Source organism: Nocardia colli, from assembly GCF_008704205.1.
Classification (GTDB): Bacteria; Actinomycetota; Actinomycetes; order Mycobacteriales; family Mycobacteriaceae; genus Nocardia; species Nocardia colli.
On the sequence record NZ_VXLC01000004.1, the window covers coordinates 872,757 to 899,100 of the forward strand.

Here is a 26,344-nt window from a genome sequence, read left to right on the forward strand (position 1 = left end):
GGTCATTATCGCGGCATCGACCGGCCGCAAGCAGCAGCCCAGCGGCTGAGGCGTGCTCGACCCGGGTCTAATCGCCGCTTCGACTTTCGTCGGACACGATCGCCGCCGCCGGAGCGATGTGCCGGCGGCATGAGCTCGACAGACTCGTTCAGGTACCAGCCGGACCCACGAAGCCCTGCGGACGGCTTGCTCGTGGCCGGCGCCATTTCGTCGGAGAGTAGCAACGTATGAATGGACAACGGAGCCTGATCCTGCTGGCCGTGCTCGGTCTCACCGGAGCGCTGGTCGGGGCGCTGGTCGTGGCCGCACAGTCGGACGATGGTCCGGCGGCGCACGTGTCGTGGGGAGCCTGTCCGGAGGGGGTGGAAGATCCCGCGGCCGGGCCCTCCCAGTTGCACTGCGCCACCGTGCCGGTGCCCTTGAATTACAGCGAGCCGGAGGGTGCGCAGATCGAGATCATGATCTCCCGGCTGGCGAGTAAGAATCCGGGCAAGCGTCGCGGAGTGTTGATGCTCAACCCCGGTGGGCCTGGTGGTCCAGGGCTGGACCAGCCAACATTCCTGGCCGCGCACGGGCTGCCCGCCGAGGTGCTGGACAGCTATGACGTGATCGGTATCGATACCCGCGGGGTCGGGCATTCGACACCGGTGAGCTGCGGTTTCACCGACGATCAGACGTACTTCGGCAATATCTCGCCGTACGCGGTGAACGATGCGGCGGTCACCGAGCGGGCCACGGTCGCCAAGGGGGTCGCCGACCAGTGCGCGGCCAACGACCACGAGGGCCGGTTGCGGTATGTCTCGACGGCGAATATGGCCCGTGACCTGGACCAGATCCGGGCGGCGCTAGGTGAGCGCAAAGCCAGTTTCCTCGGTTACTCCTACGGCACCGCGCTGGGCGCCGCCTATGCCTCGATGTTCCCGCAGCGGGCCGACCGCATCGTGCTCGACAGCAACATCGGCGACACCTATCTCGACCATGACGGGATGCGTCTGTACGGCCGCGGAATGGAAGAAACGTTCCCAGACTTCGCCGAGTGGGCCGCAGCCCGCCATGACATCTACGGTCTGGGGCGCACAGCGGACGAGGTGCGGCGGACGTACCTCACCCTCGCTGAGCGACTCGACGCGAATCCCGTGGACGGGTTGGATGGCGGCCTCTTCCGGTTCGGCACCTTCTTCACGCTCTATCGCCCGGCGTTGTACAAATCGACGGCCGAGAGCTGGAAATCGCTCCGCGAAACCGGGCATCCCGGCCCTGCGGGCGGCCGAGCGCCCGGTACCGGAGCGCCTTCGCCGAACGACAATGCCTGGTCGGTCTTTCTGGCCGTTACCTGCAACGATATCGAATGGCCCGAGGACATCGGGACCTATCGCCGTGCCGTCGCCGAGGACCGGGAACGCTACCCCCTCTTCGGTGCGGCCGCCGCGAACGTCATGCCCTGCGCTTATTGGAAGCTCGGTCCGTCCGAGCCGCCGGTGCGGATCGACGACACCGGCCCGGCCGATGTGCTGATCGTGCAGAACCAGCGCGACCCGGTTACCCCGCTCCGCGGCGGTGAGCTGCTCGACGAAAAGTTCGGTCAGCGGTCTCGATTGGTCACCGTCGACGGAAGTGGGCACGGAGCCTATGTTCTCGGCGCCAACCCTTGCACGTCGGACGTCGTCACCAGCTACTTGGTAAAGGGCACCTTGCCCGAACACGACATGACCTGCCGGGCGGGCTAGCCCGGCCGTGCCGTCGTGGGTTCGCTTCCGCTGCCTGGTGTTTGGGGGCGGCTCGGGCGGGTAGCCGCCGGCCGTGGATGGGAACGAGCACGGGGCAACTGGACAGGCCGGCACGGCTGGTGAGCGGGTTTCGGTGTTGCTGATCGCGGATCCGGGCAAGGCAGCCGCCGTGGCGGAGCGTCTCGCCGAACGCCTGCCGGGCGGCCTGCGCAGCCGTGCTCGTCCGGAGCGCCGGTGGACGACGCGGGTGCGCCCCAAGCCCTATCTGCCCGACGAGCAAGCGGATTTCGCCGAGGTGATCGACACTGTCGACCCGTCCGCGGAAGACGAGGACCTCGTTGTCTACCTCACCGATTTACCGCGTCGCGCGGAAACCCTGCCGGTGGTGGCCGATGTCAGTGCCGACCACAAATTCGCCCTCGTTTCCCTGCCGGGTGTGGGCGGCATCGACATCGAGCGACGTGTCCGCACTGTCACCGAACTCGCGATCACCCATATGCTCGGCGACCCGGAACTCCCGCCGCCCGGCGCGGCACGGCGGTTCCCAGCTGCCCGGATCCCCGGCGGCATACGGTATTTCACTCCGCCAGGTCTGCGGCGACTGCGCCTGCTGGCCGGGATGGTGCGGGCCAACCGGCCGTGGCGGCTGGTCACCGGACTTTCGAAGGTGCTCGTCGGCGCTTTCGCCACGGGTGCGGTCGCGTTGGCCACCAGCACGATCTGGATGTTCGCCGACCTGATGGGTCCGTGGCGTATGAGTGCGGCGACGATCCTGACGATCGCGGCGATGGTTCTATGGCTGATCCTCGATCACGAACTCTGGGAGCGGCCGACCTCGCCGTCCGACCGTGATCGATCGGTGCTGTACAACTTCGCGACCGTAGTCACCCTGGTCACCGGCGTCGGTGTCCTGCACGTGGCCCTGTTTTGCCTGCTGCTGTTCACCGCGTCCCTGACACTTCCCCCGGAACTGCTGTCTCGCATCCTGGGGCACGGAGTGAACTTTTCCGATTACCTCACCCTCGCTTGGCTGTTGGCCTCGATCGCGACCATCGGTGGGGCGCTCGGGTCCGGTCTCGAGGACGACACCGCGGTCAAGGCGGCGGCGTACGGGGTCCGGCAGCGCCAGCGCCTCGAGGAAAACCAGGGTCGGTCGAACGACGCCTGATGCGCGCGGCGCGCGAGGTTGTCCTGGCAGGACGAACCGGCGAGTTTTTTTCGCCTTGACAGGCCGTTTCGTCTCTCGGGCGCGATCGGAAGGATTGGCGGTGTCGAATATCCGGCGGCCGGCCGGTCGCGCCGATCCGAGGGAATTGATATGGCCACTGCAGTAGGAATCGACCTGGGAACTACGAACTCTGTCATCGCGAGTTGGCAGGGCGGCGAGCCGGTGGTGATCGCCAACGCCGAAGGCGCGCGCACCACGCCATCGGTGGTGGCCTTCACCGAGAGCGGTGAGCGCCTTGTCGGTCAGCTCGCCCGCAGACAAGCGATCTTGAATCCGAAGGGCACGATCTATTCGGCGAAGCGATTCATCGGGCGTCACTTCGACGAAATCTCGGAAGAAGCCAAGGCCGTGAGCTTCGACGTCGTCGAAGGCGAGGGCGGCGTTGCCCGATTCGATGTGCGGGGCAAGCTGTACGCACCCGAGGAGATCAGCGCGCAGGTGTTGCGCAAGCTGGTCGATGACGCGAGCAAGTATCTGGGCGAGCGGGTCAAAGAAGCGGTGATCACCGTGCCCGCCTACTTCAACGACGCGCAGCGCAACGCCACCAAGGACGCGGGCCGGATCGCGGGACTCGAGGTCCTGCGCATCATCAACGAGCCGACCGCCGCCGCGTTGGCGTACGGGTTGGACAAGCAGACTCATGAGACGGTGCTCGTATTCGACCTCGGCGGTGGCACTTTCGATGTCAGCCTGCTCGACGTCGGTGAAGGCGTAGTCGAAGTCCGTTCCACCGCGGGTGATTCGCATCTGGGCGGCGACGACTTCGACCGGCGCATCGTCGACTTTCTCGCCGACGAGTTCCAGCGCGCCGAGCACATCGATCTGCGGGCCGATCCGCAAGCGCTGCAACGACTTTTCGAGGCGGCGGAGAAGGCCAAGGTCGAGCTGTCCTCGGTGACGCAGACGCAGGTGAACCTGCCCTTCGTCACCGCCGACGCGAACGGACCCAAGCACCTCACCTCCACGCTCATGCGCTCGAAGTTCGAGGACCTGACCGCGGATCTGGTGCAGCGCTGCCTCGGCCCGGTCGAACAGGCCATGTCCGATGCCAAGGTCACTGCCAACGACATCGACGAGGTGATCCTCGTCGGCGGTTCCACCCGTATTCCGGCGGTACAGGCGTTGGTACGCAGGCTGACCGGTGGCAAGGACCCGAACATGAGCGTCAACCCCGACGAGGTGGTCGCGTTGGGTGCGGCGGTGCAGGCCGGCGTGCTCAAGGGTGAGGTCTCCGACGTGCTGCTGCTGGACGTCACGCCGCTGTCGCTGGGCGTGGAGACCCAGGGCGGGGTGATGACGAAGATCATCGAACGCAACACCACCATCCCGGCCCGGCGCAGCGAGGTGTTCTCCACCGCCGAGGACAACCAGCCCGCGGTCGATGTGGTTGTGCTCCAAGGCGAACGCGAGCGTGCCGCCGACAACCGAGTGCTCGGCCGGTTCCGGCTGGAGGACATCCGGCCTGCGCCACGCGGCCAGGCACAGGTCGAGGTCATCTTCGACATCGACGCCAACGGCATCCTCAATGTGACCGCACGGGACAAGGACACCGGTAAAGAGCAGAGCATCACGATCAGCGAGCAGTCCAATCTGGACCAGAGCGAAGTCGACCGGATGCTCGCCGAGGCCGAGCGGCACCGCCGCGAAGACGAGGAGCTGCGCCGGGCCGTCGATGCCCGCAACGCGTTGGATTCGGCCGCGTACCAGGTGGAGCGGCGACTCGCCGAGCTCGGCGACAGCGCGCCGCCGCACGACCGGGCACGTGCCGAGATGCTGATCACCGACGCCAGACAGGCGGTCAAAGCGGAAGCGCCGCTGGATCGGGTGCAGTCGCTCACCTCGGAGCTGCAGCAATTGCTATACGGGTTGCAGCCCACGCAATCCGGAGGCGGCGACGGACAGTCCAGCTACGCGGGCGCGGGTGCGCGGGCCGGCGCGCCCGGTGACGACGACGTGATCGACGCCGAGTTCGACCAGAGCTGAGGAGGTTCGGCGATGGAAACCTCCGCAGACCAGTCGTTCACCGACACCCCAGACCCGGACGCGGTAGTCGAACAACCCGAAGCCCAGATTTCCGAGTGGGAAGACCGCGCGCGGCGCACCGCCGCCGATCTGGACAACCTGCGCAAGCGCTACGCCAGGGATCTCGAGCGAGAGCGTGCGGCCGAACGATGGAAGGTCGCGGGCGCCTGGCTACCGATGCTGGACAACTTGGAACTGGCGCTGGCACATGCGAACGAGGAGGCGGACCCTCTCGTCGCGGGCGTCCGCGCGATCCGGGACCAGGCGGTGCAGGTCCTCGAACAGCTTGGCTACCCGAGACATTCGGAGGTCGGAGTCCCGTTCTCCCCGCATATGCACGAGGTGGTCAGCGTGGTCGACCGGCCCGATCTGCCGCCGGGGACCGTGGTCGAGGTGCTGCGCCCCGGATATGGGGAGAACGGACAGCAACTGCGTCCGGCGACCGTGATCGTCAGCAGACGCGAGGGGTGAGCGTCGATGGCGCGCGACTACTACGAGGTCCTCGGGGTTCCCCGCGACGCCGACAAGGACCAGATCCAGCAGGCGTATCGCAAGCTGGCACGGCGATATCACCCGGACGTGAATGCCGATCCGGCGGCGGAGGATCGGTTCAAGGAGGTCAGTGAGGCCTACGAGGTCCTGTCCGACCCGTCGACGAGGAGTCGCTACGACCGCTTCGGCGCCGACTTCCGGCGGGTGCCGGAGGACTACGACGAACGGGTCGGCGCCGCCGCCGGCGGTTTCGGCGGCGGCAGCGGCGGTTTCGGCGGCGGAACCCGGGTGCACTTCGGTCGCGGTTTCGATGGAAACGCCGACTTCAGTGACATATTCGGCGATATCTTCGGTGGCCGGGGTGGCGGATACGGCCCGATTCCCGGCGCCGATCAGGAGGCGGTCCTGGAGCTGACCGTCGAGGAGGCCTATCGCGGCGGCAAGCGCAAGCTACGGCTCGGCGAGCGCAGCTACGACGTCGATATCCCGGCCGGGGTCATCGACGGCCAGCGAATCCGGTTGGCCGGGCAGGGCGGCAGTGGTAGCGGCAACGCGCCCGCCGGAGATCTGTACCTGGTCGTGCATATCAAGCAGCATCCGCGCTTCCGGTTGGTCGGTCGCGACATCTACCTCGACCTGCCCGTGTCCCCGTGGGAGGCGGTGCTGGGGGCCACGGTCGCGATCCCGACGCCGGGCGGCGAGGCGAAAGTCAAAGTGGTGCCGGGCTCCTCGACCGGACGCAAGCTGCGCTTGCGCGGCGCGGGCATGCCCAATCCCCGCGGCGCCGGCGGCAACCTGTACGCCGAGGTCAAGGTCATGGTCCCGGCGAAACCGACCGCGCGTGAACGCGAGCTGTTCGAGCAGTTGGCCGCCGCGTCGACCTTCGATCCGAGGAGAGAGCAATGAGCGCGCCCACCCGTCGATACGTGATCGTGCGGCAAGCGGGGTTGCGGCTGGACGAGTTCTCCCGGCGCTGTGGTCTGCATCCGAGCCTGGTGCGCAGACTGGTCGCGCTCGGGCTGCTCGACGGAGCGCGCGAAGGCACCGATCTTCGCTTCGAACCGTCCGCGGTGGCCGTTGTCGCCCGAATCCAGCGCTTGCGGTCCGGACTCGGATTGAACTACGCGGCAATCGGGTTGGTGCTCGATCTGCTGGACCGAATCGAAGAACTCGAAGCCGATCCTCGAAGGAGGACGTCCCGATGGACACCAGCAAGTTGACCGAGAAGTCTCGGGAAGCCCTGAGCGAAGCACAGAACGCGGCGACGCGATTGGGGCACAGCGAGGTCGACGGGGAACATCTGCTGCTCGCCCTGATCGACCAGCCGGACGGACTGGTGCCCCGGCTGCTCGACCAGGCCGGCGCGGACCTCGACGCGTTGCGCGCCGAGGTGAATCGCGAGCTGGCCCGCCGGCCGAAGGTGAGCGGGCCCGGCGCCGCGCCGGGCCAGGTGATGGTCACCCGGCGATTGGCCGCCTTGCTGGCGTCGGCCGAGCGAGAAGCCAAGCGGCTCAAGGACTCCTACGTTTCGGTGGAGCACCTGGTCATGGCGCTGGCCGAGGAGGGGTCTGGCACCGCGGCGGGCCGGATCCTCGCGGGTCAGGGCATCACCAGAGAGTCGTTCCTGCAGGCGCTGACCACGGTTCGGGGTAATCAGCGGGTGACCTCGGCGACCCCGGAGGGTGCTTACGAGGCACTGGAGAAGTATGGCCGCGATCTCGTGGCCGAAGCCCGCGCGGGCAAGCTGGACCCGGTCATCGGCCGAGACGCCGAGATCCGCAGGGTGACCCAGATTTTGAGCAGGAAGACCAAGAACAACCCGGTATTGATCGGTGACCCCGGTGTCGGCAAGACCGCGATCGTGGAGGGCTTGGCTCAGCGCATCGTCCGTGGTGATGTGCCGGAAGGCCTGCGTGACAAGACGATCTTCTCGCTCGATATGGGGTCGCTCGTCGCGGGCGCGAAGTATCGCGGCGAATTCGAGGAGCGGCTGCAAGCGGTGCTGTCGGAGGTGAAGGCGGCCGAGGGCCGCATCCTGCTTTTCGTCGACGAGCTGCATACCGTGGTCGGCGCGGGATCGGCCGGCGGCGAAGGATCGCTCGACGCGGGCAACATGCTCAAGCCGATGCTCGCCCGCGGTGAGTTGCACATGATCGGCGCGACCACCCTGGACGAGTACCGCAAGCATATCGAAGCCGACGCGGCACTGGAACGCCGATTCCAGACGGTGCTGGTGGACGAGCCCAGCGTCGAGGACGCGGTGTCCATCCTGCGCGGGCTGCGCGAACGCCTCGAGGTCTTCCACGGCGTGAAGATCCAGGACGGCGCGCTGGTGGCCGCGGTGACCCTGTCGCATCGCTACATCACCGACCGCTTCCTGCCGGACAAGGCCATCGACCTGGTAGACGAGGCCTGTGCCCGGCTGCGCACCGAAATCGACTCCATGCCGGCCGAACTCGATGAGCTGACCAGGAGGGTGACCCGGCTGGAGATCGAAGAGGCGGCGCTGTCCAAGGAAACCGACGCGGCAAGCAAGGCGCGGCTCGACGAGCTCCGCCGCGAACTCGCCGATCTACGGGCCGAGGCCGATTCGCGCCATGCCCAGTGGGAGGCCGAACGGCAAGCGATCCGGCGGGTGCAGGAACTGCGTGGACAGCTCGAGCAACTGCGCCATGAGGCAGAAGAGGCCGAACGCAACTACGACCTCAACCGCGCGGCCGAGTTGCGCTACGGCGAGATCACCGAGCTGGAACGCAATCTGCAAGCGGCAGAGGAACAATTGCGGACCAAGCAGGGTAAGCAGCCGCTGCTGCGCGAGGTGGTCACCGAGGACGAGATCGCCGAAATCGTCGCCGCGTGGACCGGAATCCCGGTAGCGCGGCTACAGGAGGGCGAGCGGGAGAAGCTGCTACGGCTCGATGAGATCCTGCACGAGCGGGTGATCGGGCAGGAGGAGGCGGTGCAACTCGTCGCCGATGCGGTGATCCGGGCCCGTTCGGGCATCCGCGATCCACGCAGGCCGATCGGGTCGTTCATCTTCCTCGGTCCCACCGGAGTCGGTAAGACCGAACTCGCGAAGACCTTGGCCGCAACACTTTTCGACAGCGAAGACAATATGGTGCGCCTGGACATGAGCGAGTACCAGGAGCGGCATACGGTCAGCCGGCTGATCGGCGCGCCGCCCGGCTACGTCGGGTATGACGAGGGCGGGCAGCTCACCGAGGCGGTGCGCCGCAAGCCGTACTCGGTGGTGTTGTTCGACGAGATCGAGAAGGCGCACGCCGACGTCTTCAACACGCTGTTGCAGGTGCTCGACGACGGCCGGATCACCGATTCGCAAGGCAGGCACGTCGATTTCCGCAACACCGTGGTCATCATGACCTCGAATATCGGCTCCCACCACCTGCTCGACGGTGTCACCCCCGACGGCGAGATCAAGCCGGACGCACGGGATCGGGTGCTTGCCGAGCTGCGCGGGCACTTCCGCCCCGAGTTCCTCAACCGGGTGGACGACATCGTGCTGTTCACGCCGCTGACGCTGCCGCAGATCGAGCACATCGTCGTGCTGCAACTCGAAGAACTCCGACACCGCCTGGCCGAGCGGCAGATCACGCTCGACATCACCCCCGAGGCGCGCAGGCTCATCGCCGAGCACGGATTCGATCCGGTCTACGGTGCGCGGCCGCTGCGCCGCTACATCGCGCACGAAGTGGAGACGAAGATCGGCCGGGCGCTCGTGCGCGGCGATATCGGTCAGGGCGGCACCGTCACCGTCACCGTGGCCGGTTCGGAGCTCGCCGTCGCGTACACCGCGCCCGCGGTCGCCGCGTGAAACGAGGTATGACTATGGAAACCACGACGATCAAGTGCCCGAACTGCGGGAAGACGAACCGGGTACCGGCCGTGGCGGCGGGCACACCGCGCTGCGGTAACTGCCACACACCGCTGCCGTGGATCGTCGCGGCCGGTGACGACGACTTCACCGAGGTGACCGAAAAGTCTTCGGTGCCGGTCCTGGTCGACCTCTGGGCGACCTGGTGCCGGCCCTGTGTGCTGGTCAGCCCGGCCCTCGAACAGCTCGCCACTGAACGCGCCGGCCGGCTGAAGCTGGTCAAGGTCGACGTCGATGCCGCACCCCGCACCGCCGAGCGGTTCGTCGTCCGGGCCGTGCCGACCCTGCTGATACTCGACCACGGCGCGGTGCTGGCTCGGCAGGCCGGCGCCGCTCCGATGCCGGAACTGCGCAGATGGCTGGACCACAACCTGTCCGACCGAGCGGAGAAGGACGTGAGCGCATGACTTCGATCCATACTGATCCCCACGTCGCGGCGATCCGGTCGGTGACGCCGCGGACACCGCAGGGTTGCGAGGAGTGTCTTCAACTAGGCACGCCGTGGGTGCATCTGCGGCTGTGCCTGACCTGCGGGCACGTCGGCTGCTGTGACTCGTCCCCGATGCGGCACGCGCGAGCGCACGCCGGCGGGGTCGGTCACCCGATCGTCGAATCGATGGAACCCGGCGAGAATTGGCGCTGGTGCTACGTCCACCAGAATTTCGTCTGATGAGCGTCGAAACCCCCGATGACGTGGGCGCGTTTCCGCGATTGTCGCAGCCGCAGGTGGCGACGCTCGCCGTCGGCGGCGACCGGCGGCCGGTGAGTGCCGGTGCGATATTGGTTCGGGCCGGCGCGCCCAGCGATGAGTTCTTCGTGATCCTGTCCGGCACCGTCGCGATCGTCGACGAGGATGCGGTGGAACGACGGGTGCTGCGAATTCACGGGCCGGGCCGATTCCTCGGCGAGCTGGGTCTGCTGGAAGGTCAGGTCGCGTTCTACACCGCGCAGATGATCGAAGACGGCGAAGTGCTGGCCGTTCCGGTCGACCGGATACGCGCACTGGTCGAACACGATCCGATGCTCAGCGACCTCATTCTGCGTGCGTATCTGATCCGCCGCTGCGGACTGCTCGGCATGGTATCCGGGTTCCGGATCATCGGGTCCTGCTACTCACCCGACACCCGGCGGCTGCGCGAGTTCGCCGTGCGAAACCGTCTGCCGCACAATTGGATCGACCTGGAGCGCGACAGCAGGGCCGAGCAGCTCCTCGCCGATCTCGGTGTCGCGGCCGAGGACACCCCGGTCGTCATCTGGCGGGGCGAGCGCGTGCTGCGCAACCCGACGAATGCCGAATTGGCGCGACTCGTCGGCCTACCGGTGCCGGAGCCGCTGCGCGACGTGTGCGACCTCATCGTGGTGGGCGCCGGCCCGGCCGGTCTGGCCGCCGCGGTGTACGGCGCCTCGGACGGGCTCGACACCTCGGTGCTGGAGGCGATCGCCGCGGGCGGGCAGGCGGGCACCTCCTCCTGCATCGAGAACTACCTGGGCTTTCCCGCGGGCATCTCGGGCACCGAACTGGCCGAGCGAGCGGTCATCCAGGCCGGCAAGTTCGGTGCTCGATTGCTGGTGTCCGCGGAGGTGGTCGGGCTGGAGGCCGAGGACGGACATCATCTGCTGCGGCTGGCCGGTGGCGGTGCGGTGCTCGGCCGCACGCTGGTCCTGGCCACCGGTGCCCGCTATCGCAGACTCGCCGTAACCGGGATCGAGCGCTTCGAAGGCACCAGTGTGTATTACGCCGCTACCCATCAGGAGGCGTCGATGTGCGGCGTGGACCCGGTGGCGATCGTCGGCGGCGGCAATTCCGCCGGACAGGCGACGGTGTTTCTCGCCGGGCGGGTCGCGCACGTGCACCTGCTCATCCGGGGCGACGACCTAGGCAAGAGCATGTCCCGATATCTGGTCGAACGGATCGAGCAGCACCCGCGGGTGACGGTGCATCGCAACACCGAGGTGCGCGAGTTGATCGGAGTCGGCGAGCTCGATGCCATCGAGGTCGAGAACAATCACACCGCGCAGCGAGAGACGCTCCCGGTGCGGGCACTGTTCGTTTTCATCGGCGCGACGCCGTGCACCCAGTGGTTGGCGGATTCTGTCGCGCTGGACGCGCACGGCTTCGTCCGCACCGGGCTGGACGCGGTATATCCGGCCGAGGACCAGCACGATCCGGGCCGTCGGCCGCTGCCACTCGAGACAAGCAGGCCCGGCGTCTTCGCGGTGGGCGATGTCCGTAGCGGCTCGGTCAAACGGGTCGCGTCCGCCGTCGGTGAAGGCGCAATGGCGGTGCGCCACATTCACGAATACTTCGAGAGGGGCTGATCTGAATGCCGATAATGGGCGTTGTCAAATTTCAGCGTTTTTTCCGCGCCGCGGCCGGGCTGCAGGTGCACCACAATGACATCGAGCGCTATAACGAGTTCATCGACGAGAAGATCTACGACCTGTTCCTCGTCGCCAAGGCGTCGGCGAAGGCGAACGCGCGCGATGTGATCGAACCGTGGGATCTGCCGATCACCGCAGGCCTGCAGCAGAGCATCCATCGGTTCGAGAAGCTGGACGAGGAGATCGAGCTGCAACCGCTGCTCGACCAACTCGTCGCTCATCCGCCGTTGGACGTGGCGCTCGCGGAGGAGACCGAGCGCAGGCTGCCGCTGATCGCCGGCGGCCTGAGTGTGGCGCTCGCGCAGACGTTCGTCGCGATCGCCCCGAAAGCCAAGCATCCGGGTACCGCCGAATGGTCGACGGTATTCGAGATATTCCATTTGCTGCTTTGATGCATTAACGGTGCATATTGTCTGGATCGGCATACGCCGGATGAGTTGGGGTATTTCGATGATCATCATCCGACCTCGGAAGCCAGACCTCTTTGCCATGAACCAGCCACTGCTGAGTTTTCCCGTCGTCGACGGATCGGCAGATGCTCAGCTGGTGTCGCTGCGCGGGCTGTGCGCGTTGTCCGCGGCGCTGTCGGGCGAGCACCAAGTCGTCGAAATACTGCGCATGGCCGGTGCCGCTGTCCCGTCCCTCGGCTCGTGTCGCACGCTGGCGAGCTACCGTCGGGTGGACGGCGAATTCCGGCGGGATCCGCAGGAGCGGCCCGCACAGCCAGGCCTGGACGCGCAGGTCAGCGCGCAGGACGGTGCGGGCAGTGTGAGTGTGGCCGACGAGAAATGGGGTTGGGCGTTTGTCCTCGGGAGTTGGTCCGGAGTCGTCGGTTCACTGATTGTCGGCTCCGATCGCGCGCCGCGACCCGAGGAGATATTCCTGCTGGAAGTGCTGGCGCAGGTCACCGGTGCGGCGTTGGCCAATGCGGCCACCCACGAGCGCGCCGGCCTGCATGCGACCGAACTGACCGAGATCAACGAGCATTTGGCCGCCACTGTGCTGCGTCTCGAACGGCAGGCGCGGGCACTCGAGGTGCTCTCCGGAGCCGCCGCCTACGGACAGGGCGAACAGGGTATCGCCGATGCCATCGCCCAGCTGACCGATTTGCCGGTCGTGGTCGAGGACCTCTTCGGCAATCTGCGGGCCTGGTCGGGACCCGGCCGACCGGAACGCTATCCGAAAACCGCACCGGAGCAACGTGATCGACTGCTGCGTCGGCTCGCAACGCATAATGCGCCGCTGCGGGTCCACGATCGGGTGATCATGTTGGTGAAGCCGCGGGCCGAGATCCTCGGCACACTCGCGCTGATCGATCCCGACGACCAGGTGGCCGACGCTCAGCTGTTCGCGCTGATGTACGGCAGTACCATGCTCGCCCTCGAACTCGCACACCAACGCAATCTCGCCGAGGTCGAGTTGCGGTTACGTCGCGATCTGGTCGACGATCTTGCCTCCGGCACCGACAACGACAGCGCCTATGCCCGCGCCGACGCATTGGGCCACGATCTGCGCGGAGCGCACTACGTCGTTCTCGTGCACAGCGCGAGCCACCTCGAGGCGATCGCCGAGACGGCGAGCCGCGCCGCGTCGGCCGCGAGTCTGCACGCCATCCAAGGGCGTTACAGCGGCATGATCGTGTTGATCACCGACCGCAGACCGGATCCGGCCGCCTTCCATCACGCGCTGCGCGAGGGCGTCGACACGACGCCGATAACCATCGGCATCAGCGGCCGGTGCGAGCAGCCGAGCGATTTCGCGCGATCCTTCGCCGATGCGCGCCGCGCGGTTCACATCCGGCAACGGTCGCGTGTCCCGGACGGCGCGACGGCATTCGACGAACTCGGTTTCTATCGTCTGGTCGACGCGGCCCACACCCAGGGGCAGGTCGAGGACTTCGTGCGCGAATGGCTGGGCGCCCTCCTGGATTACGACGACAACCGGCACTCCGACCTCGTGTACACCCTGGCCCAGTATCTCGAATGCGGCGGCAATTACGACGATTCCGCCGCCGTGTTGCACATCCATCGCAGCACTCTGCGCTATCGTCTCGGCCGCATCCGCGAACTCACGGGCTTCGATTTGCGCGATATGAATGTCCGATTCAATCTCCAAGCGGCAACGCGCGCGTGGCAATTCCTCGCTGTCGTCCCGGATCCCTGACGCCGCGGCCTTCGGCCCATGCGGCGAGGCCGAGCGTACATCGGTGCGCGCAGCCTGGCCGCGGTCACCGATACCGATTACGACGCGCTGCTGCGCTGGCGGCAGCTGGGCCCGGTGTGAGTGCCCTCGCCCGACGTCACGGTCGGCCGCTGGCCCTGCTGGACGCTGCCGTGTGCCGAGCACTGGAAACATCTGGAGCGCAACCCTTTCCCGAGACCTCGATGCGTGCGCTTCGTCGACACCGCCGCCATGCTGCGCATGCACCGCACCAGCGTGACCACGCTGTGGAAGAACGTCGACCGCGGAACTATCGCCGCGCCCTCGGTGTGGGTCTCGGAGGCGAATCCCGACGCGGCCGCCACCGATGCCAGCGACCGGAAGGGGTGGGTACGGAGCAACTTCCGTGCGTGGTCGAGCCGCATCCGCATCAGTCGGGCGCCTATTCCGTGCTCGGTGTCCTCGAACAACCGGTACAGGCTGCGCGGCGACACCATGCAGGCACGCGCGATCTGCTCGGCGGTCAGCTCGGGATTCGTGTAGTTGCGGCGAATGAAGGCCAAGACCGTCTGCTTGGACAGAGTCTGCAGTGGGGCAACACCGCGAAAGAATTGGCCAACGACGGCCGCCGCGCCTTCCCACTGCTCGAATGCGTCCCGGGCCGACACATCGACGGTGGACCGGATCTCGTAAACGGCGGGAGTCGCGCTGTGACCCATCGGTCGGTCATTTCACTCGATGACCGGACACTCGACCAGAATTGGGGGCTTTCCTGCCGCGGCGACGACTCGCAGTGCTGAGTCCGTACACCAGTGTTGCGTGTCGGGATGCCGCGGTGATCCGTTCGGCCACGTGGTAGTCGGCGAGCGGATCTCCCTTGCGCGATCGCAGAATTTCGCGGAAATCCATCCGGTATTCACCGTGGTTCGAACGAACATGACGCGTCCAATAGTCAAGCCGATCCGCATAATTCGGTGCGCAGATGAGGATGGTGGTTTCGACGTCGCCGCTGGCGACACCGGGACGCCGTTGCAGAAGACGTGGGGTCGATTGTGAATAGCGCTCGGCCCGTGGGGATTCGGCGGAAGAGCCGGGGCCGGGATGCCATCCCGACTAATGTAACGTGTTGACGGGCAACAGGCCTCAGCGATCCCGCTCGGTGGACACCTATTCACCCAGGTGTTCCTCTGTGGACGATCGGGGAGGTCTGCGACCGAGGCGAATGTGCCGACAGTTGTGCGGAGATCGTTGCTCGACCGCTGATCCGGGAGTTGGCTTTGACTGACCTGCTCGTAAAGACCGCTTCGCGCAGGCGGGGCACTCAGCGTCGTGCCGTCGCCGGCCTGGACCGGTTGGCCGGCGATCACGCCGGCGGGCAGCAGGGAAGGAGTGGGATCGCTCATGTCTGAGATGGCGTCCGATCACCAGAAGCCGCTGGCCTCGAACCGGCCGACGGAAAGGCAACCCGCAGTGGATTTCCGGGACGTCCCGTGCGGGCCCGGGCATTTGCCGATTCTCGGCCACGGTTGGCGATTGCGGCGCGATCCGGTTCAGTTCATGGTCGATCTGGTCGATGTCGGGAAAATAGCGCGGGTCGATATCGGCAGTCGCGTTGTCTATGTCATCACCGATTTCGAATTACTGCACAAGGTTTTGCTGGAAAACTCCGACGAGTTCGAGCGCGGGCTTCTGTTCGAACGAATTCGCCTCATATTCGGTGATTCGTTCATCGTCGCGGATGGTCAGCAACACCGGGATCTTCGCCGGCTGCTGCAACCAGCATTCCATCGGACATTGCTGGAAAACTACGCGCACGCGATAAAGCGTAACGCGGAGGTATTGGCGAGTTCGTGGCAGCCCGGCCAGATTGTCGAGGTCCGTTCCGCGCTGCTGGGATTGGTGATCACCGACCTGCTCGGCTCCATGTTCTCCCATGAGCCAGACGACGACGAGTTGAAACTCATCGTCGGGCTCATCGAGGACATCGCGGCGGGCGCGATAGTGGGCAGTGTGCTGCCGAAGTGGTTGGCGAAACTGCCGTTGGCGGTGAACCGCAATTTCCTGTCGTCAGGCACGCAGCTTCGGGAGTTCTGCCAGAAGTTGCTCGTCGCACGCCGGGCGAGCGGTGAACGCCGCAACGACCTGATCGACCTCCTGCTGAATTCGTTCGGTGACGAACCCCGCAGCGACAAGTTCCTGGCAGAGCAGGCAGTGACCATCCTCTTCGGCGGGATCGACGCCTCGACCGCCATGCTGACCTGGACTCTGCACGAGTTGGCGCAGCGCCCGGAGGTGGCCGCGCAACTGCGGAAAGAGCTGTCCACGGTCGAAGATCCCAGTCCTCGGAGCCTCGACAAACTTGACTACCTGAACCGGTTCCTGAACGAGGTCACCCGGCTCCATTCGCCGCTACTGCAGACCCGCCGCACCGTCACGACGGTCGAACTCGGCGGTTTCACCTTCCCCGCTGGGATAGATATCGGCTACAGCCTTGCCGCCGTTCACCGCAACCCGAACCTTTTCGCCGAGCCCGACACCTTCGACCCCGATCGGTGGTCGCCCGCCGGGTCGAAATGCCGGACCTTCGTTCCGTTCAGCATGGGCAGCCAGATGTGTATCGGCAACAACGTGGCGTGGATAGTCCTGCAAACGACTCTGCTCAGTCTGCTGTCGAAATGGGAGTTCCACCCGGTCGCGACCAAGAAGATCGCGCAGGCCATGGGCCCGATTCCTGGGCCGAGGCGACTTCCGCTCGAGGTCCGTCCAGTCGCCGGATGATCGCGCGGCCGCAAGTCGCGGAGTTCGGCTCAGGTTGTGCCTGATTCGGTGAGCGTTTTGCGGCGTCCGGACAACCGGCGTACGAGGACGGGTACGACGGCGGTGATGATGAAGAGCGCCGCGGCGACGAGAATGAAGTAGAGCAGAGATCCGTTGCGGCCGAAGCGCGGGAGGAAAGCAACCTGCTGCCCGGTTGCGGCGACGGCATTGAGGAACGGCGCGTAGGCCTGCAGCGTGAACCCATGGGGCAGCAGATTGAGCGAGTTCTCGGCCACATAGACCCAGAACAGCAGGGCTGCGACGGCGGCGGACGGGGTGCGAATCAGTGACCCGGCCGCGATACCCACTCCGCATGCGGCGAACGCGTAAATCGGGACGGTCCAGAGGAACCGGATGCCGGCCGAGTCGGTGATGTCTACATCTCCATAGAGCTGCGGGAACTGGTGGGGCAACGTGACCATGACGACGACGAGCAGCACAACCGTCGAGATTGCCGCGATGATGCCGTAGTAGAACCACCGGGCGAGCGCGACCGTCCAGGTCCGGGGAAACAGGAAGGCATTGAGATCGCTTGTCTGACCCCGCCATTGGGCTGCGTGGGCGTAGGCGGCGGTGACCATCATGATGGACACGGAAAAGGTCATCACCCAGTACACGGAGTTCGTGGTGGAGACCGGGGCTACGAAACTCTGTCCGGGGAGGGTGGCGAGTCGTTCTGCGACGGCGGCGATTCCGAAGGTGACGACCAGCGGCAGCGCGAAGGTGAGGGGGACCGCGACGGCCCACAGGAAGCTGCGTCCGGTGGTGCGGGTCCATTCGGCGGCGATGCCGCGGCGAATCATGGTGGCCGGACCGGGATTGTTCATGGCGCAACGCCGGATGCTCGGTGAGTCGGCAGGCCGGCGATCCGCACGTAGGCGTCTTCGAGGGTGGTCTCGCCGGCACCCAGGGTGTTCATGAGCTGAGCGAACGGCTGGTCCGCCAGTACGCGCTGGTTTCCGAGGATGACGACGTGGTCGGCGTTGCGTGCGACCTCATCGAGCAGGTGCGTGGCAACCAGGACGCAGGTCCCGGCATCGGCGAGGTCGCGCAGCAGTTCGCGGATCCAGCGGATGCCCGCGATATCCAGGCCGTTGAGCGGTTCGTCGAGCAGCAGGGTGCGCGGGTCGGAGAGCAATGCGGCGGCGATGCCGACACGTTGCAGCATGCCGAGCGAATAGTGCCCCAGCCTGCGATCGGCGACCCGGACGAGGTCGACGATCTCGAGGACGTCGCCGACTCGACCGGTGGGCACGCCACGGGCACGGGCGAGCCAGCGGAGGTGCCGGCGGGCGGTGTGGCGTGGGTCGAACGCTCGGTAGTTGAGGTGCATGCCGAGCGTTGCCGGCGTGGTGTGATGGGCCCGGACGAGGGTGCCGTCGACCCGGACGGTGCCGGCGGCAGGTGCGATGACACCGCAGATACACCGCAGCAGCGTGGTTTTGCCGGTGCCGTTGAGACCGATCAGGTAGGTGAGTGCCCCGTCAGCCACGGTCAGTTCGGGGACTTCGAGGACGGTTACGCCCGGGTAGCTCAAGGTGAGGTCATGAATATCTATCACGGCGCTCGGAGCCGGTCAGAAGTCACAGGCCATCGGCAGGCCCACGGCCCTGACGCCCTCGCACACGGAACTGTTGGACAGCTTCCAGGCACCATCGATACGCTTCCAGACCACAGTCGCCTGCAAGGTCGGTTTTCCCACGGACTTGCTGACCAGCTTCGCGGTGTGCACGTTGCCGTTGTGGGTTTCGGGACCGGTGATGTCATTCGACCCGAGCGGAGCTCGGTACCAGCCGAGGTTGTAGAGGGTGCGGGCAACCACGACCGCGCGCATGCCGCCTTCCATCTGGGCAGCCTTGGCCTCGTCGGAGCCGGGCTCTTCGATCAGGAAATCGACCTGAGCGTTGAGTTCGTCCAGGGTGGGGACTTCGCTGGTAATGGGGAGCAAACCGGGAGCGGCGGCGGCGACAGGGGCATTGACAACTGAGGCGCCAGTCGTGACCACAGCGACCGCTACGATCGTCGACACGCTACCGGCGACAATTTTGAGGGTCTTCATCTTTCATCCTCTGATTGACTGGAACAATGCCTGACATGTCATCGAATGTTCAGGCGGCCAAAGTAATTCGCGCGTACGAGATTACTCCTGTTCCGGCCGGTTTCTCAGGGTTTGCGGCCGATGGCGCCGTCCATGACCATTCGAGTCTCCGGCAGATCCGGACGGAGCCACTGCTGTATCGGCACCACGCCGGGTTCGAACAACTCGAAGCCGGCGAGGAACGCTTCGGTCTGTTTCGCGGACCGGAATTCGACTTGGGCCGAGGTGCCCTTGGTAGCGGTGAGCACCTCGAGTATCTCGGGGGAGGTATCGAGGGAGCCGTGGGTGATTGCCAGGTAACTGCCTGGTGTCATCCGATCGCGGAAGGTGGCGAGGATCCCGGCGGGATCTTCGTCGTCCGTGATGTAGTGCAGCACGCCGATGAGCAGGATCGCCACCGGCTCGTCGAAGTCGATCAGGGAGTTGGTCGTCAGCTGATCGATGATGTCGCGAGGACGCCGAATGTCGCCCAGCAATGCTGAGACACCATGGGGGTCGGCCAGCAGCGCCTCGCAATGGACGTGCACCACCGGGTCGTAATCCACGTACACCACCCGGGCCGACGGCTCGATCTCCCGAGCTGCCTCGTGCAGGTTGGGCGAGGCGGGGATGCCCGAGCCGAGATCGACGAACTGACGGATACCGGCTTCCGCGGCCATCCGGACCGCCTTGAGCGCGAAACTCCGGGCGAACCAGGCCACGGTCTTGACTTCGGGTGCGTCAGCGAGCATTTCGTTCGCTAGGTTGCGGTCGGTGTCGCGATTGTCCTTTCCGCCTAACAGGTAGTCATACACCCGGGCGGAATTGGGCTGATCGGGTTTGAATGGTTGCGGTGTTCGGTCGTCCGCCGACACCGGCCCTTCGGTTCCATGGACCACAGGGGTAACCGTAGCCGATCGCTACCGCCGACGGGGGGCCTTCGCAGATCTGCTGCCCCGATGGGCGCATTGCCCGAACGAGGCGCTGCTTTGCCCGCCCGAACCGGCCCCCGGTTTGAACCATCGGCGAACCATGTTCCGACACAAGGTTTTACGAACCTGTTTCAGCCAAGGCGACTGCGTGTGCCACCGCGGACCGCGCCCGGTCGACGGTCGCATAGCGGCCGAGTCCGCAGGGGGACGCGACGTCCAGCAGGCCGCCGAAGGCCGACTCCGCCGTCGCCAGCGCCTCCCGTGCTTGCGCGAGCGGCTGCGCCGGATGCGCGAGTCCGGCGACAACCCGCGTGGTGGCAGGCAATTCGAGGCCGGCCAGCGGCGCGTAGTACCGCGGCCGAACCGGCGCCTGTTTGCCGTCGCCGATGGGGAAGTGGACGAACTCGAGCTGCCTTCCCGCAGGCCAGTATCGCGCGATCGCGTTGGCCAGCGTGACGACCGGGGCCGCCGATCTCGGCCGCACGACCGGCTTGTCGTCGAGGCTCCCGTAGCAGAGGTGTATGCCGAAACGGGAGTCGTGGGGCGCCCGGGCGACGAGTCGGGCGATGGCTCGGCCGACCGCGGTGGCCGGAGCGCGCCGCAGGCCCGCGGGTGTTCCCGTGCAGATGAGCGTCTCCGCCGGCAGTTCGAGTTGGAAAACGACGTTGTCCCGCAACGCTTCCTGGATCCGGACGATCTCCCTGACGGTCGCGTCGACAAGCGGGCGATAATAAGGAAAGCCTCGGTCACCGTGGCCGACCGAGCCTCGACGCCGCAGCAGCATCCGCGCCTCGAAGGCGATGAAACCGATGACAAAGGGCGTCGGTATGCCTACCTGCAAGCGCAGTCCGGGATCGGTGCGGCGCACCTCGGCCAGCGCGTCCATCGCCCGTCCGGCCTCCGCCGCATAGCCGAGCGCGGCGTCGACATCGGCCTCGGCCAGCGATCGGCCGGCCCGAAGCCGGAACGTGTCGCGGGAACGCAGCGTCGACCAATCACCGGTGCGCACGGGCGCCAGCGCCGGGATCTTGCCGAGCCGGTCGATGATCGGTCTGACGTACCACTGGGCGCGATAGGGATCCGCTTCACCGCCCGGAATGAGGCCGTCCAGGAATTCCCCGGCTGTGTCGACGGCGAACGCCATTGCCTTTTCCGGACTGTCCAACTGCGGGGGCAAACTGCCCACGAAGTGAATCCTGCGCTTAGGCTGCACCGCGCCAGTGTCGCATATCGACCGTCTCGCGACGTAAGCGTTGCCCGACTCTCGGCGGGCGTCGGATTCGACCACCTGGCAGCGAGATTCGACCGATCGGCGCGTCACCCCACCGCGAGCGGACCTGGTCGCCGTTTCTTCAGTTTGCTGATCAGGCGACGCTGTTCCCGGAGGCCGGCCGCGGCCAACGTCGGTTTGACCGCGGAGGCGAAGGCATAGAAGAGGATGTGGTTCAGTCCCGCGTCGAGGTAGGGGTCCAGCCAGCGTTCGACATCGGCGGCGGTGCCGGACGGCATCAGGGCGCGCACCAATTCGGGTGTGACATGTTTGCTGTATTCGGCGAACCGCTCGCCCTCGAAGACGGCGGGATCGACCTGCGAATAACCGGGGTTGTCCGCGCCGAGCGGGTGTGTCGCCCCGGCCGCGGTCCAGCTCGCTCCCGGCATGACCAGCGCCATGGCTTGGATGAAGGGCGCGCGGCACAGTTCGTCGAGGACACGCTGGTCGGGCGCGAGCAGCGGGGCCAGTAGCACGCTGCGGTGCAAGGTTTCCGGGTCGCGCCCAGCGTCCTGGGCGCCGCGCGCGAAGTGGGTCGCGGCGGTGTGCCAGGAGGTGGTGGTGTCGTTGAGGATGAACATCCAGCCGTCGCCGTGCTGCCCGGCGATCCGGCACGCGCGTGGGCCTTGCGCGGCGACCCAGACCGGGGGAGTCGTGCCATCGAGTGGTGGCAGCCCGAATCTGGCGGCGTGCCAGTCGTGGAACGGCCCTGTGTGCGTGAGCAATTCGTCCGGAGCGGCCCACGCGGCGCGCAACGCGGTCAAGGCGTCGGCCAAGCGCCCGGCGCGCGGCTCGAGGGTCAGTCCGTAGGGGACGGTGTTCTCGTATTCGCCCGACCCGATCCCCAGCACGACCTTGCCGCGGGACAGATGATGCAACGACATCCACGCCCGCGCCAGATCGGCCGGACTGCGCCGGACCACATCGGTGACCGCGACCCCCATCACCGGCCCGCGCGGACGAGCCCAACGAGCAAGTGCGACAGTCGGATCCAGGTATGCGTCCAGCGAGGAAACGAAGCGCGCCATCGGCGAAAACCGAACGTTCCACGCGGCAGCCGGAAACGCCGACTTGGTGTGGTCGGAAAACCACACGTCATCGACCCCGAGCACCCTCGCGGTCCGCATGTTCATCCTGATCGCCCACACAGGAGCAACCGGCTCGATCAAGGACCCGACCCGCACCCGGTCATCCCGCCGCCGAACCTTGTACGAACTTTCGCGCCGGCCCATCGCCACCCCCGAGAGGAATCCTGCTCGAGTTATAGCAAGAAGCTAGGACTCCTGACCCGGAAACGCGCGTATCACCTTCTGACGGACCAACGCACGCAGGTGCTTGTCCCCATGCGGGTCCATCCCCTCGGCGACAAAGACAGCGTCGGTAAACGAGTCGACGTCCGAAGGCGGCGATGTGCAGAACCTGTTCCGCTCGTCCGGCGGCAGGCAGAAACCGTGATCGACGCACAGGCTGTCGAGCAGCGACACCACGTCCACCCGATCAACATCCATGACTGGAATCTAGCCGAGATGAGTTCTCGAACCGTAGCGGTCATCGACCAGACGATCGATGACTTCGGCGCGGCCCGGGAGACGATGGACTGCGCCATCCCGGCCAGGGCCGTGGTCTGGGCGAATTCCGCTCAGTGGGAGGGTTTTTCCAGTCGTGATTCGACGGATTGTCCATCCATTTACCGTGAGCACGATGAGCGACGGCAATCCTGATCCGACCGCGCGCCGACAGCTGACGGTGAGTGCGCGCAACGCCGAAAGTATCGCCGCGGCGCTGTCTCGATGGCTGGCCACCAGAATCGCCGCCGACCAGCCGCCCGAGATTTCGGCGCTGTCGAGTCCAGAGGGTTCTGGAATGTCCAGCTCGACAGTATTTTTCGACGCGAGATGGACGGTCGGCGGTCTGCCCGTCCGCGAGTCTTTCGTAGCCAGGATGGCCCCGGAACTCGACTCGTTCCCGGTCTTCGAGACCTATGACCTGGCCCGGCAATTCGACATCATGGTCGGCGTGGCAGCCGCCACCGATGTGCCGATGCCGGAGCTGTGCTGGTTGGAGACCGACGAATCACCGCTCGGCGCAACATTTTTCGTGATGAAGCGGATAGTCGGCCGGATACCCGCGGACAATCCGCCGTATGTGTTCACCGGCTGGTTGTTCGATGCCACGGTCGAGGAGCGTGCCCGGCTCGCCGCGAACACCGTCGAGGTGATCTCGAAGATCCACGCGATTCCCGAACCGGCCGTGCGGTTTCCGATGCTCACGGGACCGGGGCAGGCACTGCGCAGGCACGTCGACTCCGTTCGCGCGCTGTACCGCTGGGGACTCGTCGACGACGGATTTCGAATCCCGATCGTGGAGCGCGGGTTCGAGTGGCTGGAGGCGCGCTGGCCCGCCGAACCGGGACCTGACGTATTGCTGTGGGGCGACGCGCGGCCGGGCAATATCCTCTACCGCGGTTTCGAGCCGGTCGGCGTGCTGGATTGGGAACTTGCGGCGCTCGGCCCGCGGGAAATCGACCTCGCGTGGCTCATCTTCATGCACCGTTTCTTCCAGGATATCGCCACCCGCTTCGACCACCCGGGACTGCCCGACTTTCTGTGCCGCGCCGATGTCGTCACGAAATACGAAGAACTGAGCGGACATTCGGTGCGCGATCTGGACTTCCACCTGGTCTACGCCGCGCTGCGGCATGCCATCGGCATGGCCAGGATCAAGCGCCGGATGATCCATTTCGGCGAAGACACCGACACTCCCGACCGCGACGACTACGTCATGCACCGAGCCGGGCTCACCGCGCTGCTCGACGGAACCTATGCATGGGATTGAGAGGAAACAGCTGATGACCCGGACCCTTGGCGTCGCTCCGGCGCCGCTGGACGAGTACCCCATCCACCAGACCCCGCTGTCGCTGGCCAGGGTGGCTACCAGCGACCGGAACTTCTACGACCGCAGCTACTTCAACGCCCACGACCGAGACGGCGGAACCTTTCTCATCACCGGGCTCGGCGTCTACCCGAATCTCGGCGTAATCGACGCCTATCTCACTGTCCGGCAAGGTAATACGCAACGAAGCGTCCGCTTCTCCGACGCGCTCGCCGAACGCAGTCTCACGCAGCAGGTCGGCGGCTACCGGATCGAGGTGCGGGAGCCGCTGCAACAGATCCGGGTGATCTGCGAACACGATGATCTCGGCTGCGACATCCTCTGGAACGGTTCCTTCCCCGCCGTGCGGGAACAGCCCCACCTGATTCTGTCCGGAGCCAGGCCGATCATCGAGGCGACCCGGTTCGCTCAGGTCGGAACGTGGGCGGGCACCCTGCACGTGGACGGCACGGACGTCACAGTGGACCCCGATGTCTGGGTCGGCACGCGGGATCGGTCCTGGGGCATCCGCCCGGTCGGCGAGCCCGATCCCGCGGGGCGCGAGGCCGGGACAACCGAGGGGTACTGGTGGCTGTACGTGCCGCTGCGTTTCGACGACTTCGCCATCGTGGTGATCGTGCAGGAGGAGCCCGACGGTTATCGCACGCTCAACGACGCCGTGCGAATCTGGCCGGACGGCCGAGTCGAGCAACTCGGCTGGCCGCACGTCCAGCTCGAATACCGCTCGGGGACAAGACATGTCGTCGCGGCCAAGTTGACCCTCAGCACTCCGGACGGCAGGCCGCTCGAGGTGGACGTGCAGACCGGCGCGCATGTCGCCCTGCATGTCGGATGCGGTTACGGCGGCGACCCCGAGTGGCTGCACGGTCGGTGGATGGGCCGCGACTGGGTCAAATCCAGTTCGTATGACCTGACCGATCCGGAGATCATCGCTCGCGTCCCCTACGGTGTCGTCGAATACGTCGCCCACGCCCGCTGCGGCGACGCCGAGGGCTGGGGCCTGTTCGATCACGCGAGCCTCGGCCGCCACGACTCCACCGGTTTCGCTGACTGGGCGTCGGTCGCCCCCTGACATTCGAGTGCGCTCCGGGGTTCAGCCGCGCAGGGTGGCGATGGCCTTCTCGATCCGTCGCCGGCGCGTCTCCGGCTTCTTCGCGCTCTCGATGGCGTGCACGTGTTCGCGCTTGCGGCTGTACGCGAGCTGGTCGTAGGCGGCGCGGGCGACCGGATCGTCGTCCAGGGCCCGGGCGAAGTCCGGGGGCTCGACGATGACGCGCGGCTGGGTGTCGAGTTCGAGTTCGACCTCGACCTCCTCGCCGATCTCGACACCCGCGGCCTGCCGGTTGGCGTGGCTGAGGCCGAGCAGGTAGCGGCCGCGCATCAGGGCGACCCGGCTCTTCCAGGTATGACCGTTGAGCGTGATCGTCACCGGCGGCCGTGCACCCTCGCCGAGCGCCGCGACCACCTCGGGCGGAATCTCCAGGCCGCGCATGGGCTCGGGCGGCTCGACGTGGGTGCGAAACTTCATGTTCTCTCTCCTGTTCGTGCGGCCGGCTTTCCGGACGGGGTCAGTTCGCGGCCTTCGCGACCAGTGCGCCGATCATCTGTTCGTCGGCGGCTGTGAGGCCCGCGAGGGCGAAGGAGGTGGGCCAGACGGTGCCGGCGTCGAGGGTGGCCTTGTCTTCGAAACCGAGGGTGGCGTAACGGGATTTGAACTTCTCCGCGGATTTGAAGAAGCAGACGATCTTGCCGTCCTTGGCGTAGGCGGGCATGCCGTACCAGGTCTTGGGGCTCAGGTGCGGGGCGTGCTCGGTGACGATGGCGTGGATGCGTTCGGCCAGCGCGCGGTCGGAGTCGTTCATTTCGGCGATCTTCGCCAAGACGTCCGCGGTGCCGTCGGCCTTGGTGGCGCGGGCGCCGCGGCGCGCGGCGGTCCCGAGTTCCTGGGCGTGGTCCTTCATGGCGGCGCGCTCCTCGGCGGAGAAGCCGACGGTGGGCTGGTTCTTGGTGGTGGTGCGAGTGGTCATTTCGGTTTCCTTCGGGTGCGGGTTGGTTTCGGTGGGTGGGTTTCAGCGATCTTGGAGCAGACCGACGACGTTGCCGTCGGGGTCGAGGACCTCGGCGACCCGGCGGCCCTCGCCGACATCGCGCAGCGCCTGCTTCACGGTGGCGCCGGCGGCGGTCAGTTCGGCCAGCTTGGCCTCGATATCGGACACCTCCCAGTAGATGACCGGGGTGGTGATGGCCTGCGGGCCGCCGTCGGGGACCAGGCCGATGTGGTGGCCGTCGATGTCGAAACCTACGTAGTAGGTGCCCTCGATCTGCGGCGGCACGCCGAGCAGTGCGGTGTACACCGCCGTGGCCGTTTTCAGGTCGGTGACGGGGTGCAAGACGGTCTTGATCCCCTTGGTCGCGGTCATAGCTGCTCCTGAAGTCTTTGTGCTGTTCGGTAT

The 26,344-nt window shown here is 66.3% G+C and carries 26 protein-coding genes; 15 read left to right on the forward strand and 11 right to left on the reverse strand.

The window, feature by feature from the left end; genetic code table 11:
* Window positions 1-227: 227 nt before the first annotated feature.
* The 12 genes from F3087_RS16130 to F3087_RS16185 all read left to right on the forward strand — a co-directional run bounded on the left by F3087_RS16130 (window position 228) and on the right by F3087_RS16185 (window position 13,906).
* Window positions 228-1,727 carry an alpha/beta hydrolase gene (locus F3087_RS16130; protein WP_191093975.1) on the forward strand — a complete coding sequence of 500 codons (1,500 nt, stop codon included), beginning with the start codon at window positions 228-230 and terminating at the stop codon, window positions 1,725-1,727.
* A 73-nt stretch (window positions 1,728-1,800) separates the two neighbouring features.
* On the forward strand, window positions 1,801-2,895 hold the full coding sequence (locus F3087_RS16135) for a hypothetical protein (protein ID WP_150402692.1): 1,095 nt from the start codon (window positions 1,801-1,803) through the stop codon (window positions 2,893-2,895).
* 150 nt (window positions 2,896-3,045) lie between these two features.
* The gene (gene dnaK, locus F3087_RS16140; RefSeq protein WP_150402693.1) at window positions 3,046-4,938 is read left to right on the forward strand and encodes a molecular chaperone DnaK; all 1,893 of its coding nucleotides are present in this window, start codon (window positions 3,046-3,048) and stop codon (window positions 4,936-4,938) included.
* A 12-nt stretch (window positions 4,939-4,950) separates the two neighbouring features.
* Window positions 4,951-5,448 (forward strand): nucleotide exchange factor GrpE, encoded by a 498-nt coding sequence (locus tag F3087_RS16145; protein ID WP_150402694.1) that lies wholly within the window; start codon window positions 4,951-4,953, stop codon window positions 5,446-5,448.
* 6 nt (window positions 5,449-5,454) lie between these two features.
* Window positions 5,455-6,375, forward strand: coding sequence for a DnaJ C-terminal domain-containing protein (locus tag F3087_RS16150; protein ID WP_150402695.1), 921 nt, complete (start codon window positions 5,455-5,457; stop codon window positions 6,373-6,375).
* Entirely contained in the window at window positions 6,372-6,689 is a 318-nt protein-coding gene (locus tag F3087_RS16155) for a chaperone modulator CbpM (RefSeq protein WP_150402696.1), read from the forward strand. The genes F3087_RS16150 and F3087_RS16155 overlap by 4 nt, the downstream gene beginning before the upstream one ends.
* Window positions 6,671-9,301, forward strand: a complete 2,631-nt coding sequence (gene clpB / locus F3087_RS16160) for an ATP-dependent chaperone ClpB (protein WP_150402697.1) — start codon at window positions 6,671-6,673, stop codon at window positions 9,299-9,301. The genes F3087_RS16155 and clpB overlap by 19 nt, the downstream gene beginning before the upstream one ends.
* Window positions 9,302-9,315: 14 nt before the next feature.
* Window positions 9,316-9,768, forward strand: a complete 453-nt coding sequence (locus F3087_RS16165; RefSeq protein ID WP_150402698.1) for a thioredoxin family protein — start codon at window positions 9,316-9,318, stop codon at window positions 9,766-9,768.
* Window positions 9,765-10,031 (forward strand): UBP-type zinc finger domain-containing protein, encoded by a 267-nt coding sequence (locus F3087_RS16170; protein ID WP_150402699.1) that lies wholly within the window; start codon window positions 9,765-9,767, stop codon window positions 10,029-10,031. The genes F3087_RS16165 and F3087_RS16170 overlap by 4 nt, the downstream gene beginning before the upstream one ends.
* Complete coding sequence (locus F3087_RS16175) at window positions 10,031-11,680, forward strand: FAD-dependent oxidoreductase (RefSeq protein ID WP_150402700.1); 1,650 nt, start codon at window positions 10,031-10,033, stop codon at window positions 11,678-11,680. The genes F3087_RS16170 and F3087_RS16175 overlap by 1 nt, the downstream gene beginning before the upstream one ends.
* A gap of 14 nt (window positions 11,681-11,694) precedes the next feature.
* Window positions 11,695-12,135: a DUF1931 family protein gene (locus F3087_RS16180; RefSeq protein WP_191093976.1), complete on the forward strand. Its 441-nt coding sequence runs from the start codon at window positions 11,695-11,697 to the stop codon at window positions 12,133-12,135.
* Between the two features lie 97 nt (window positions 12,136-12,232).
* The gene (locus tag F3087_RS16185) at window positions 12,233-13,906 is read left to right on the forward strand and encodes a PucR family transcriptional regulator (protein WP_150402702.1); all 1,674 of its coding nucleotides are present in this window, start codon (window positions 12,233-12,235) and stop codon (window positions 13,904-13,906) included.
* 77 nt (window positions 13,907-13,983) lie between these two features.
* Here F3087_RS16185 and F3087_RS16190 read toward each other — a convergent pair whose 3' ends face one another.
* Complete coding sequence (locus F3087_RS16190; RefSeq protein WP_150402703.1) at window positions 13,984-14,622, reverse strand: helix-turn-helix domain-containing protein; 639 nt, start codon at window positions 14,620-14,622, stop codon at window positions 13,984-13,986.
* A gap of 682 nt (window positions 14,623-15,304) precedes the next feature.
* Between F3087_RS16190 and F3087_RS16195 the strand changes: the two genes are divergently transcribed.
* Window positions 15,305-16,681 (forward strand): cytochrome P450, encoded by a 1,377-nt coding sequence (locus F3087_RS16195; RefSeq protein WP_150402704.1) that lies wholly within the window; start codon window positions 15,305-15,307, stop codon window positions 16,679-16,681.
* Between the two features lie 29 nt (window positions 16,682-16,710).
* Here F3087_RS16195 and F3087_RS16200 read toward each other — a convergent pair whose 3' ends face one another.
* From F3087_RS16200 to F3087_RS16230, 7 genes are all read right to left on the reverse strand, one after another.
* Window positions 16,711-17,547 carry an ABC transporter permease gene (locus tag F3087_RS16200; protein ID WP_150402705.1) on the reverse strand — a complete coding sequence of 279 codons (837 nt, stop codon included), beginning with the start codon at window positions 17,545-17,547 and terminating at the stop codon, window positions 16,711-16,713.
* On the reverse strand, window positions 17,544-18,281 hold the full coding sequence (locus tag F3087_RS16205; protein ID WP_150402706.1) for an ABC transporter ATP-binding protein: 738 nt from the start codon (window positions 18,279-18,281) through the stop codon (window positions 17,544-17,546). The genes F3087_RS16200 and F3087_RS16205 overlap by 4 nt, the downstream gene beginning before the upstream one ends.
* A gap of 15 nt (window positions 18,282-18,296) precedes the next feature.
* Window positions 18,297-18,779, reverse strand: a complete 483-nt coding sequence (locus F3087_RS16210) for a hypothetical protein (RefSeq protein WP_223885095.1) — start codon at window positions 18,777-18,779, stop codon at window positions 18,297-18,299.
* 104 nt (window positions 18,780-18,883) lie between these two features.
* On the reverse strand, window positions 18,884-19,696 hold the full coding sequence (locus F3087_RS16215; RefSeq protein WP_150402707.1) for an SAM-dependent methyltransferase: 813 nt from the start codon (window positions 19,694-19,696) through the stop codon (window positions 18,884-18,886).
* A 151-nt stretch (window positions 19,697-19,847) separates the two neighbouring features.
* The gene (locus tag F3087_RS16220) at window positions 19,848-20,915 is read right to left on the reverse strand and encodes a hypothetical protein (protein WP_150402708.1); all 1,068 of its coding nucleotides are present in this window, start codon (window positions 20,913-20,915) and stop codon (window positions 19,848-19,850) included.
* A 131-nt stretch (window positions 20,916-21,046) separates the two neighbouring features.
* Window positions 21,047-22,126, reverse strand: a complete 1,080-nt coding sequence (locus F3087_RS16225) for an LLM class flavin-dependent oxidoreductase (RefSeq protein ID WP_191093977.1) — start codon at window positions 22,124-22,126, stop codon at window positions 21,047-21,049.
* Window positions 22,127-22,273: 147 nt separating this feature from the next.
* Window positions 22,274-22,507: a hypothetical protein gene (locus F3087_RS16230; protein ID WP_150402710.1), complete on the reverse strand. Its 234-nt coding sequence runs from the start codon at window positions 22,505-22,507 to the stop codon at window positions 22,274-22,276.
* 193 nt (window positions 22,508-22,700) lie between these two features.
* Here F3087_RS16230 and F3087_RS16235 point away from each other — a divergent pair, with 193 nt between their 5' ends.
* Together F3087_RS16235 and F3087_RS16240 are read left to right on the forward strand one after the other, a co-directional pair.
* Window positions 22,701-23,834, forward strand: a complete 1,134-nt coding sequence (locus F3087_RS16235; protein WP_150402711.1) for a phosphotransferase family protein — start codon at window positions 22,701-22,703, stop codon at window positions 23,832-23,834.
* A 13-nt stretch (window positions 23,835-23,847) separates the two neighbouring features.
* On the forward strand, window positions 23,848-24,963 hold the full coding sequence (locus tag F3087_RS16240; protein ID WP_150402712.1) for a hypothetical protein: 1,116 nt from the start codon (window positions 23,848-23,850) through the stop codon (window positions 24,961-24,963).
* A 21-nt stretch (window positions 24,964-24,984) separates the two neighbouring features.
* Here F3087_RS16240 and F3087_RS16245 read toward each other — a convergent pair whose 3' ends face one another.
* The 3 genes from F3087_RS16245 to F3087_RS16255 are packed head-to-tail and all read right to left on the reverse strand — an operon-like array spanning window position 24,985 to window position 26,311.
* Window positions 24,985-25,419, reverse strand: a complete 435-nt coding sequence (locus F3087_RS16245; protein ID WP_150402713.1) for a YdeI/OmpD-associated family protein — start codon at window positions 25,417-25,419, stop codon at window positions 24,985-24,987.
* 40 nt (window positions 25,420-25,459) lie between these two features.
* Window positions 25,460-25,918, reverse strand: coding sequence for an iron chaperone (locus tag F3087_RS16250; RefSeq protein WP_150402714.1), 459 nt, complete (start codon window positions 25,916-25,918; stop codon window positions 25,460-25,462).
* A 42-nt stretch (window positions 25,919-25,960) separates the two neighbouring features.
* Window positions 25,961-26,311 (reverse strand): VOC family protein, encoded by a 351-nt coding sequence (locus tag F3087_RS16255; protein WP_150402715.1) that lies wholly within the window; start codon window positions 26,309-26,311, stop codon window positions 25,961-25,963.
* Window positions 26,312-26,344 lie beyond the last annotated feature (33 nt).

Bases quoted from the DNA above. Each gene is read 5' to 3' on its own strand.
- F3087_RS16175 (WP_150402700.1), top strand. From the start codon at position 10,031: ATGAGCGTCGAAACCCCCGATGACGTGGGCGCGTTTCCGCGATTGTCG.
- F3087_RS16165 (WP_150402698.1), top strand. From the start codon at position 9,316: ATGGAAACCACGACGATCAAGTGCCCGAACTGCGGGAAGACGAACCGG.
- F3087_RS16190 (WP_150402703.1), bottom strand. From the start codon at position 14,622: ATGGGTCACAGCGCGACTCCCGCCGTTTACGAGATCCGGTCCACCGTC.
- F3087_RS16230 (WP_150402710.1), bottom strand. From the start codon at position 22,507: ATGGATGTTGATCGGGTGGACGTGGTGTCGCTGCTCGACAGCCTGTGC.
- F3087_RS16185 (WP_150402702.1), top strand. From the start codon at position 12,233: ATGAACCAGCCACTGCTGAGTTTTCCCGTCGTCGACGGATCGGCAGAT.
- F3087_RS16130 (WP_191093975.1), top strand. From the start codon at position 228: ATGAATGGACAACGGAGCCTGATCCTGCTGGCCGTGCTCGGTCTCACC.
- F3087_RS16240 (WP_150402712.1), top strand. From the start codon at position 23,848: ATGACCCGGACCCTTGGCGTCGCTCCGGCGCCGCTGGACGAGTACCCC.
- F3087_RS16195 (WP_150402704.1), top strand. From the start codon at position 15,305: ATGTCTGAGATGGCGTCCGATCACCAGAAGCCGCTGGCCTCGAACCGG.
- F3087_RS16210 (WP_223885095.1), bottom strand. From the start codon at position 18,779: ATGAAGACCCTCAAAATTGTCGCCGGTAGCGTGTCGACGATCGTAGCG.
- F3087_RS16200 (WP_150402705.1), bottom strand. From the start codon at position 17,547: ATGAACAATCCCGGTCCGGCCACCATGATTCGCCGCGGCATCGCCGCC.
- F3087_RS16235 (WP_150402711.1), top strand. From the start codon at position 22,701: ATGAGCGACGGCAATCCTGATCCGACCGCGCGCCGACAGCTGACGGTG.
- F3087_RS16145 (WP_150402694.1), top strand. From the start codon at position 4,951: ATGGAAACCTCCGCAGACCAGTCGTTCACCGACACCCCAGACCCGGAC.
- F3087_RS16245 (WP_150402713.1), bottom strand. From the start codon at position 25,419: ATGAAGTTTCGCACCCACGTCGAGCCGCCCGAGCCCATGCGCGGCCTG.
- dnaK (WP_150402693.1), top strand. From the start codon at position 3,046: ATGGCCACTGCAGTAGGAATCGACCTGGGAACTACGAACTCTGTCATC.
- clpB (WP_150402697.1), top strand. From the start codon at position 6,671: ATGGACACCAGCAAGTTGACCGAGAAGTCTCGGGAAGCCCTGAGCGAA.
- F3087_RS16255 (WP_150402715.1), bottom strand. From the start codon at position 26,311: ATGACCGCGACCAAGGGGATCAAGACCGTCTTGCACCCCGTCACCGAC.
- F3087_RS16250 (WP_150402714.1), bottom strand. From the start codon at position 25,918: ATGACCACTCGCACCACCACCAAGAACCAGCCCACCGTCGGCTTCTCC.
- F3087_RS16180 (WP_191093976.1), top strand. From the start codon at position 11,695: ATGGGCGTTGTCAAATTTCAGCGTTTTTTCCGCGCCGCGGCCGGGCTG.
- F3087_RS16155 (WP_150402696.1), top strand. From the start codon at position 6,372: ATGAGCGCGCCCACCCGTCGATACGTGATCGTGCGGCAAGCGGGGTTG.
- F3087_RS16150 (WP_150402695.1), top strand. From the start codon at position 5,455: ATGGCGCGCGACTACTACGAGGTCCTCGGGGTTCCCCGCGACGCCGAC.
- F3087_RS16225 (WP_191093977.1), bottom strand. From the start codon at position 22,126: ATGCGGACCGCGAGGGTGCTCGGGGTCGATGACGTGTGGTTTTCCGAC.
- F3087_RS16170 (WP_150402699.1), top strand. From the start codon at position 9,765: ATGACTTCGATCCATACTGATCCCCACGTCGCGGCGATCCGGTCGGTG.